The organism is Hydrogenophaga electricum, from assembly GCF_030160815.1.
GTDB lineage: Bacteria > Pseudomonadota > Gammaproteobacteria > Burkholderiales > Burkholderiaceae_C > Hydrogenophaga > Hydrogenophaga electricum.
In genome coordinates this window covers 1-509 of the sequence record NZ_BSPB01000210.1, presented here as the reverse complement: position 1 = coordinate 509, position 509 = coordinate 1, and the positions used below count along the sequence as shown (strand labels likewise).

The 509-nt window shown below is 68.8% G+C and carries 1 protein-coding gene; it reads left to right on the top strand.

Annotation, left to right across the window (positions count from 1 at the left end; genetic code table 11):
* The coding region (locus QQK43_RS23395) for an Ig-like domain-containing protein (RefSeq protein ID WP_284309669.1) at window positions 1-509 on the top strand (509 nt) is incomplete at both ends.

Sequence of the window (509 nt, the reverse complement as noted above, 5' to 3'; positions counted from 1 at the left end):
AACGACACGGACCCGGATGGAGACCCGTTCGAAGTGGTGAGTGCGGAGCTGGCAGACCCGACGCAAGGCACGCTGGTGCGCAACCCGGACGGCAGCTACACCTTCACCTCGGCGCCCGGCGTGAGCGGCCCGGTGGTGATCAACTACACGATCCGAGACCAGGACGGAGCGGAAGACAGCGCCACGCACACGGTGAACGTGGCCAACCAGCCGCCGGTGCTGGAAGACCCGAACCCGGGCGATCCGGAGAGCCCGGAAGTGGACCCGACGGACCCGACCAACCTGATCGTGCCGGCGGTGGACGGCACGCAAGTGTCGGTGGACCTGGGGGATTACTTCAGCGACCCGAACCCGGGCGACGTGCTGACGATCACGCCGGACCTGAGCAGCCTGCCGCCTGGGGTGGTGGCCGAGTACGACCCGAGCACGGGCGTGCTGACGGTGACACCGCCGGTGGACAACAACGGCCCGATCGTGATCCCGGTGACGGTGAGCGACGGCCAGGGTGG